Origin of the sequence: Niveispirillum sp. (assembly GCF_017996735.1) — a bacterium.
Taxonomy (GTDB): Bacteria; Pseudomonadota; Alphaproteobacteria; order Azospirillales; family Azospirillaceae; genus Niveispirillum.
The window spans coordinates 1-6,950 of the sequence record NZ_JAGOGJ010000210.1; the positions used below are offsets into that span (position 1 = coordinate 1).

General features: G+C 66.2%; 9 protein-coding genes. 3 read left to right on the forward strand and 6 right to left on the reverse strand.

Going from position 1 to position 6,950, the window contains the following annotated elements; all coding sequences use genetic code 11:
• Nucleotides 1–57 precede the first annotated feature (57 nt).
• Complete coding sequence (locus KBA48_RS31460; RefSeq protein WP_292912625.1) at nt 58–375, forward strand: hypothetical protein; 318 nt, start codon at nt 58–60, stop codon at nt 373–375.
• Here the strand turns inward: KBA48_RS31460 and KBA48_RS31465 are convergent.
• Together KBA48_RS31465 and KBA48_RS31470 are read right to left on the reverse strand one after the other, a co-directional pair.
• Nucleotides 331–879: a VOC family protein gene (locus tag KBA48_RS31465; RefSeq protein ID WP_292912626.1), complete on the reverse strand. Its 549-nt coding sequence runs from the start codon at nt 877–879 to the stop codon at nt 331–333. The two genes, KBA48_RS31460 and KBA48_RS31465, sit on opposite strands and share 45 nt — an antisense overlap.
• 15 nt (nt 880–894) lie before the next feature.
• On the reverse strand, nt 895–2,016 hold the full coding sequence (locus KBA48_RS31470; protein ID WP_292912627.1) for a hypothetical protein: 1,122 nt from the start codon (nt 2,014–2,016) through the stop codon (nt 895–897).
• A 53-nt stretch (nt 2,017–2,069) separates the two neighbouring features.
• On the opposite strand from KBA48_RS31470, the gene KBA48_RS31475 reads away from it, so the two are divergent.
• The gene (locus KBA48_RS31475) at nt 2,070–2,885 is read left to right on the forward strand and encodes a helix-turn-helix transcriptional regulator (RefSeq protein ID WP_292912628.1); all 816 of its coding nucleotides are present in this window, start codon (nt 2,070–2,072) and stop codon (nt 2,883–2,885) included.
• A gap of 13 nt (nt 2,886–2,898) precedes the next feature.
• Here the strand turns inward: KBA48_RS31475 and KBA48_RS31480 are convergent, their stop codons facing one another.
• From KBA48_RS31480 to KBA48_RS31495, 4 genes are all read right to left on the reverse strand, one after another.
• Nucleotides 2,899–3,849, reverse strand: coding sequence for an MBL fold metallo-hydrolase (locus KBA48_RS31480; protein ID WP_292912629.1), 951 nt, complete (start codon nt 3,847–3,849; stop codon nt 2,899–2,901).
• The gene (locus KBA48_RS31485) at nt 3,846–4,052 is read right to left on the reverse strand and encodes a DUF2783 domain-containing protein (protein ID WP_292912630.1); all 207 of its coding nucleotides are present in this window, start codon (nt 4,050–4,052) and stop codon (nt 3,846–3,848) included. Before KBA48_RS31485 ends, KBA48_RS31480 begins: the two co-directional genes overlap by 4 nt.
• A gap of 22 nt (nt 4,053–4,074) precedes the next feature.
• Nucleotides 4,075–5,676 carry an FAD-dependent oxidoreductase gene (locus KBA48_RS31490; protein ID WP_292912631.1) on the reverse strand — a complete coding sequence of 534 codons (1,602 nt, stop codon included), beginning with the start codon at nt 5,674–5,676 and terminating at the stop codon, nt 4,075–4,077.
• Nucleotides 5,677–5,802: 126 nt separating this feature from the next.
• The gene (locus tag KBA48_RS31495) at nt 5,803–6,789 is read right to left on the reverse strand and encodes an acyl-CoA dehydrogenase family protein (protein ID WP_367273901.1); all 987 of its coding nucleotides are present in this window, start codon (nt 6,787–6,789) and stop codon (nt 5,803–5,805) included.
• Between KBA48_RS31495 and KBA48_RS31500 the strand changes: the two genes are divergently transcribed.
• Nucleotides 6,706–6,950: hypothetical protein (locus KBA48_RS31500; RefSeq protein ID WP_292912633.1), on the forward strand; the 245-nt coding region annotated here is incomplete at its 3' end. The two genes, KBA48_RS31495 and KBA48_RS31500, sit on opposite strands and share 84 nt — an antisense overlap.

The following is a 6,950-nucleotide window of genomic DNA, read 5'->3' on the forward strand; positions in this document are numbered from 1 at the left end:
CATACGATGTTCCTCTACGTCTCTGGGGCTCGGAGATGTGTATAAGATACGGATGATGTGCCCAGTGCGGCGCGCAATCCCTATCAGGATGCCTATTTCGGCACAGACCCGGCCCGTTTCGCAGCGCAATCCAGCATCGACGGGCTGGCCACCACCAGCGTGCCCTGCCTGTTCACCGTCTCGGAAAATGATCCGGCCGATTTCCAGCGTCAGGCGGCGCTGCTGGTTACCCGCCGGGTGGCCGCCAAGGGGAAATGGCCGGATTTCCACTGGCTGGAGGGGCATAACCATATCAGCCCCGTCCACCAGATCCATTCCTCCGTCGACGAGTTAGGCCCCGTTCTGGCCCGCTTCGTGGCGCGGATGACGGGGTAGGGACGCCTTTTCGGCCACCCAGAGCGCCAGTTCGCCATGGGCGGTTCTGGCCGCGTCCCGCATGTATTTGTCCGACACGGTCTGTGCCGTCAGTTCGACGCGCAGACCGTTGGGATCGAAGAAATAAAGGGATTGGATGATGTGATGATCGGTGATGCCGACAACCTCCACCCCCGCCGCCCGCAGGCGGGCCATGGCCTGTTCCACCTCCGCCACCGAACCGACGCGCAGGGCGATATGGTTGACCCAGGCCGGTGTGTTGGGGGAGGGGGCGGCCGCCACATCATCCCCCAGATCGAAGAAAGCGATGTAGGAGCCGTCGCGCATCTGGAAGAAGATATGGACATAGGGGCAATATTCGCCCGTGCTGGGCACATGGTCGCTGCGCACGATATGCACCAGCGGCAGGCCCAGCAGGTCCTCATAGAAATGCCTGGTTTCCTCCGCGTCGCGGCAGCGCCAGGCGAAATGGTGAAGGCCGTGGATGGGAACGGGGGGCAGCATGCGGCGTCTCCTGTGTCAAAGCCGGTTGCACCAGCCGGCGATATGGTCGGCCACCGCATCCACCAGATGCGGCTGACCGCTGAGATAATGGTTGCCGCCCTTGATGGCGTGACGCTCTACCCGGCCTTTCGCGGCCTCGGCCCAGGTGGCGTTGTCGGAGGGGAAGACCGAGGGGTCGGCCGTATATTCCAGCAGCAGCACCGGCACACGGGTACGCGCCAGATTGGCGGGGCCGTCGCCCCGACTGCTGGGCGACCATTGGCTGAGATAGCCCGTCAGCGAGGTATAGCGCCCCATGCTGTTGGCCGCGTAATTCTGCGCATGCGGCGGCCCCCAGACGGTGGTGCCCGGGATACGGTCATTGGGATCGATGGACGGGTCCAGGCAGCGCGGATCGGCCAGGGTGCGGTGGATGACAAAGGCCTCATCCCGCATGCCGTCGGCGCGTGCGCGCAACTGGCTCAGCCGGTCACGGGCCCAGGCTTCGATCCCGGCATTGCGGGCACGCTGGGCCGTGCGGTACCGCTCCAGGAAGGCGGCGCTGTAGGGCGGGCCATTGTCGGGGTTGAACATGTCCAGTTGCGCGCAGGACGGCATCGGGTCGTGTTCATCCACCACGGCGGGATCGATCCAGGTATCCATCAGCCGCGAGCGGCCCAGATGGGCGGCGGCCAGCACGATGCCATCGGCCGGCGGCAGATCGTCGGGCCGCAGATCGACCGGGTCGCCCGCCGGTGTGTCGGTGATGGTCAGGTTCTCCGCCTGCGCCTGATAAAAGGCGGACAGGGCCGCCCCGCCGGAATTGCCGATCAATGCCACCCGGTCAAACCCCTGCCGGCGCAGCCAGGCGACCCCGGCGCCCATATCCTGGATCACCCGTTCCAGCAGCAGCACCGCGTCATTGCCCATATAGCGCGAATTCAGCGCCAGGGTGGCAATGCCGCGCGCCGCCAGTGGGGTCAGCAGGTAATGGCCCATGAAATTGCTGGTGGGATGCATGATCAGGGCGGCCGTGCGCGCGCCCGCCGGCCGGGCGAAGGCGCCATAGATGCGGGGACGCAGCATCTGCAGCCCCGACTGGCTTTCCATGGCGGCACCGGGCCGCACATCGATCACGACCAGTTCCAGTGTCATCATCTCCCCCTCTGGCTTTATCAGTTTATGGTTCTGCCGCACCGGGAGGCCCGGTCATGACGGCGCCCGGCACCCCGGACGATCTGACGGTCAGGCTCTGCGCCCTGTCCGACGCGGTGGCCGCCATCGGCCGGCCCCGCTTCGACGATGCGCTGCTGGCCGCCGTGGCCCGCCTGATCCCCGTCGATCACTGCACCATCCTCTGCTACTCGCAGGCGGCGGGGCTGAAACAGGTGGGCGGGTCCAGCCTGCAGGACCGGGCAACGGTTTTGTCGCTGGGCCGCGACTATGTCGCCGGCCTGCATGCGTTCGACCCGAATTTCGAAGAATTGTCGCGCATATCCAGCAGCCGGAAGGTGATCTTCCGTCGGCACGACCCGGCCCGTGTGGCCATGCAGGACTATCTGCGCCGCTTCTATACGACCGTCGGCATCGTCGATAAGGTGTCCTATATCTGGCGCACGTCGGACATGGCCTTCTACCTGAACTTCTACCGCTCGCTGCGCGCCGGGACGTTCACGGACGGGGAGGTCGAGCTGCTGTCCGCCATCACGCCGCTGCTGACCAGCATCGTGCGGCAACACTGCGCCCATTATATCGTGCAGTCGGACATCAATGCCGGCCGGACCCTTCCCTTTGTCGAAAGACTGGTCGAACTGGCCGAGGAGACGTTGAGCACGCGTGAACTGGCCGTGTGCTGCCGGATCGTGCTGGGCTATCAGACGGACGGCATCGCCGCCGACCTGGGCGTGCGCCCGTCGACGGTGATCACCCTGCGCAAGCGCGCCTATCAGAAGCTGGGCATCGCCTCCCAGGCGGAATTGTTCGCCCTGTGCCTGCGCAACCTGCCGCGCCTGATGCGCCCTGTCTGACCCCGCCATCACCTCAGCCCCGCAAGAGGGCCCAGAGCGCTTGGTCACGCTCGGCCGTCCAGGGAGTGGGGTGTTCGCCGCCTTGCAACTGTTCCAGCATGCGCGCCACATCGAAGGGCAGCACATGGGCAAAAACCGGCCAGTCGCCATAAAGCGGGGTCATGGCCTGTTCCGCCGCCTGGAAGCAGGCCTTCAGGTCGGCGCCTTGCGCGTGGGCGCCCGCAACCACATCGCGCAATGTGGTCAGGAAACCCTGGGTGGCCGTGATTGCGCCCGCCACCGCCTCACGTGACCGCAGGGCGGCCCCGCGACCCGGCACCATGGTGGTGGCGGGCAGGTCGCGCAGCCGGGCCAGCGTGTCGATCCAGTCGGCGACATAACCGTCGCCGGCATAGACGCCACAGCGGTTTTCCACCAGATCGCCGGAGAACAGCACCCCGCAATCCGGTATCCAGCAGATGGAATCCCCCGCCGTGTGTCCCCGACCCAGATGCCGGAAATGCAGGTCGCGGTCACCCAGACGCAGGGTCAGGCCCTGATCGAAAACCAGATCGGGCCAGGTCAGGCCGGGGATTTCCTCCACCCCCCGGAACAGGCGGGGGAAGCGCCGCACTTCGGACTCGAAATCATCCGGCCCGCGTTCGGTGATCAGGTCCAGGGTCGCCTGACTGGCGATCAGGGCCGCCCCGTCGAAGGCCGACGCCCCCATCACCCGCACCGCGTGGTAATGGGACAGGAAGACGTACCGCACCGGCTTGTCGGTCACGCTGCGGATGGCGGCCAGCATCTCCCGCGCCAGGGCGGGCGTGGCGCGGGTGTCGATGGCGACGACATAGTCCGGACCGACAACAATGCCGCAATTCGGGTCGAAATCGCTGATAAAGCCATAAACGCCGTGCGCCAGTTCGACCAGTTGCGGGGTCTGCTGGGCATTGTCGGCGGCGGACGCGAAGGATTGGGTCACGGATCGTTCCTCCGTTGGGTGGCGGTATCCCGCGCGGTTTCAAGACAGGACAGCAGGACGCCCTGGTCACCGATCTGATTGGCCAGCAGCAGGACAAGGCGGGCGTTCAGCGCGTGGCTTTCCGCCGCCTGCAACCCGGCATGTGCGTCCAGCAACGCCTCATAGAAGGCGTCGGGATCGGGAATGTTGGGAATGGTGCGCATGTGTTGTGTTCCTTCCCTGGGCTCAGGTCCGGCCGGTGGCACGCGCCAGGGCGCGGCGGACCTGTTCCGCATCGGCATCGGGCAAGCGGGCGGCGAGGTGCAGGTCGGGGCGGATCAGCAGAACCTCCCCCGGTGCCATGCCCAGCGTCAGCCCCTCATCGGCACCGACAGTCTGGACATGCAGGGGCCAGCCCTCACGGGTCAGGTGCAACAGGGTGCTGCCCAGCCCGTCCTCCCCGTCGCGCGGACAGCAGAGGGCCAGGAAACCGGCCCCATCGCCGCGCAACATGCCACCCAGGGAACGGCTGCCCAGGGTCAGATTGGGCAGGGCCTGTCCCGCATCGCCCGTGGTCAGGGGCGATTGGGCATAATGGTACGGAACGCACATGCGCCCGGTATTCAGCAGCAGGCGGGCGAAAGGATGATCGACGGCCAGATCCATCACGGCCGTGCGGAACATCCGCTCAATCTCCGTGCGCGGGGCCAGGAACCGGCCGGAACGGCGGGTGACGGCGATATTCTGCACCGCCGCCGGGCGGCGTTCGGCGTTGTAGCTGTCCAATAGCGTTTCGGGCGCCTGACCATTCAGGACCAGGGTCAGCTTCCAGGCCAGGTTTTCCGCATCCTGAATGCCGCTATTGCCGCCACGCGCGCCGAACGGGCTTTTCACATGGGCCGCATCGCCAATGAAGAACACCTTTCCATGTCGGAAATCGTCCATCAGTTGCGTGCGGTAGGCATAGGCGCCGACCCAGACCAGATCGAACTCCACGTCCGGCCCCAACTGATCACGCAGGCGTGCCGCCGCCACTTCCGGCCGGCTGGCCTCAGTCGGGTCGGTGTTGGGCAGCATCTGGTAATCCATGCGCCAGACGCCATCGGCCATCAGGTGTTGCCAGACCGCCCGGTTTTCATTGAACGGCGCCTCCACCCAGGTCCAGCGCTCCACCGGCAGATCTTTATGAAAGCGCACGTCGGAGATGCACCAGCGATCCTCCCCCAGTTCCCCCCGTGTCGGCAGGCCCAGGGACTGCCGTACCCGGCTGGCATGGCCGGAGGCGTCGATCACCCAGTCGGCTTCCAGGCTGTAGGCACCGTCAGGCGTTTCCACGGTTAGGACGGCGCCATCGCCGTCCTGCCGGATGTCGGTCACCCGGTTCTTCCAGCGCAGGTCCGTGCGGCCCAGTTCCCGGATACGGTCCACCAGGAACCATTCGACATAGAATTGCTGGATATTGATGAAGGGCGGCTGGGCGGACCGGCTGCCCTCGGCCAGATCGAACCGGTAGAGCGCGTCCTGGCCGCGCAGCACCTTGCCGACGGACCAGGTCACGCCCTTGTCGCGGATGCGATGGTAAATGCCCAGCCGGTCGAAAATCTCCAGGCTTTTCTGGGCGTAGCAGATGCCCCGGCTGGAGGCACCGCGCACGCCCACCGTGTCATCCTCGTCCAGGACGATGGCGGCAATGCCCCGGCTGGCCAGATCGCAGGCCAGCGTCAGGCCGGCCAGCCCGGCGCCGACGATGACTACCGGATACCTGTCTCGGCCCGACCCCGACAATTCCGGTGGCCGCATATATTCATAGACGGGCAGGTCATAGCCCGTGGGTGACAATCCGGTCACGTCCCCCTCCCGATTTTGGCGCCGGGTGTTCCCCGGTTCGATGGGCCAACTATGCGGGCGGGAAAGGGAAACATCTGTCCCCCTTATAGGGGACAACAGGGGCGGGGGGCGGATCGGGCCGCGAACCTATAGCGGGGTCGGGGGCAGCAATGCCGCCGCCTGACGGACCAGCCGGGCCGTGACCGGTACCGATGCCAGATGTGTCCAGCAGAAGCTGGAGGCAAGCCAGGCGATATCGACGGGGGTTTCCGCGGTTGGCGTCATCACGGCGCCCCGCAGCAACAGGGCCGCCCCCAGGGCCCGCCCCACCATGCCCAGGAAAGGCGTGGCACCGGCCAGTCGATCGATTTCCGTTCGATCGCTTTGCAACAGCCAGTCGACCGTGTCGGCGATGGCGTCCAGCGCATCGCTCAGCAGCGGTGCGCAATCGCGCAATCGTGATGTTGGCGCAGAAGCGGCCGCCCGTGCATCCAGCCGCAATTCCGTCAGCAGGGCGCGGATGGCCGATCCGCCGGGCTGCACGATCTTGCGCTGGACAAGGTCGATAGCCTGAACGCCGTTCGTCCCCTCATAGATCGCGGTGATGCGGACATCGCGAAGGTGCCGGGCCACGCCCGTCTCTTCCACATAGCCGGCGCCGCCATGCACCTGGATGCAGGTGGAGGCGATATCGATGGCGGTGTCGCTGCAATAGGCCTTCACAATGGGGGTCAGAAGCGATGCGCGGTCAAGGGCGGCCTGACGCTGGTACGCATCGTCGGCCTGATGCGCGCGGTCGATCGCCACGGCGGCGGTATAGGCGATCAGGCGGATGGCCATGGTCCGGGCGCGCATATCGGTCAGCATGCGGCGCACATCCGGGTGAGCCAGAATCGGGACCGGTGGCGCACCCCGGTGCAGGCTGCCCTGAACCCGTTGCCGTGCATAGGTTTCGGCGGCCTGCGTGGCACGTTCCGCCACCGCGACGCCCTGCAGGCCGGTGGCAAGGCGGGCACGGTTCATCATGGTGAACATGCAGGCGAGCCCCTGATGCTCGCGACCGATAAGCCAGCCAACGGCACCTTCCCGCTCACCAAAGCCCATGGTGCAGGTGGGCGATGCGTGCAGGCCCATTTTATGCTCGATGCCAAGGCAGTGGACGTCATTGCGCCGCTGGTTACCGCCGATCCCATCCGGCAACCATTTCGGGACCAGGAACAGGAGAGACCCCGGCTGCCCGGCGGCCCATCGGGCAGGCGTGCCAGCACCAGATGCAGGATGTTATCGGTCAGGTC

Bases quoted from the DNA above. Each gene is read 5' to 3' on its own strand.
- KBA48_RS31465 (WP_292912626.1), bottom strand. From the start codon at position 879: ATGCTGCCCCCCGTTCCCATCCACGGCCTTCACCATTTCGCCTGGCGC.
- KBA48_RS31470 (WP_292912627.1), bottom strand. From the start codon at position 2,016: ATGATGACACTGGAACTGGTCGTGATCGATGTGCGGCCCGGTGCCGCC.
- KBA48_RS31475 (WP_292912628.1), top strand. From the start codon at position 2,070: ATGACGGCGCCCGGCACCCCGGACGATCTGACGGTCAGGCTCTGCGCC.
- KBA48_RS31485 (WP_292912630.1), bottom strand. From the start codon at position 4,052: ATGCGCACCATTCCCAACATTCCCGATCCCGACGCCTTCTATGAGGCG.
- KBA48_RS31495 (WP_367273901.1), bottom strand. From the start codon at position 6,789: ATGGGCCTGCACGCATCGCCCACCTGCACCATGGGCTTTGGTGAGCGG.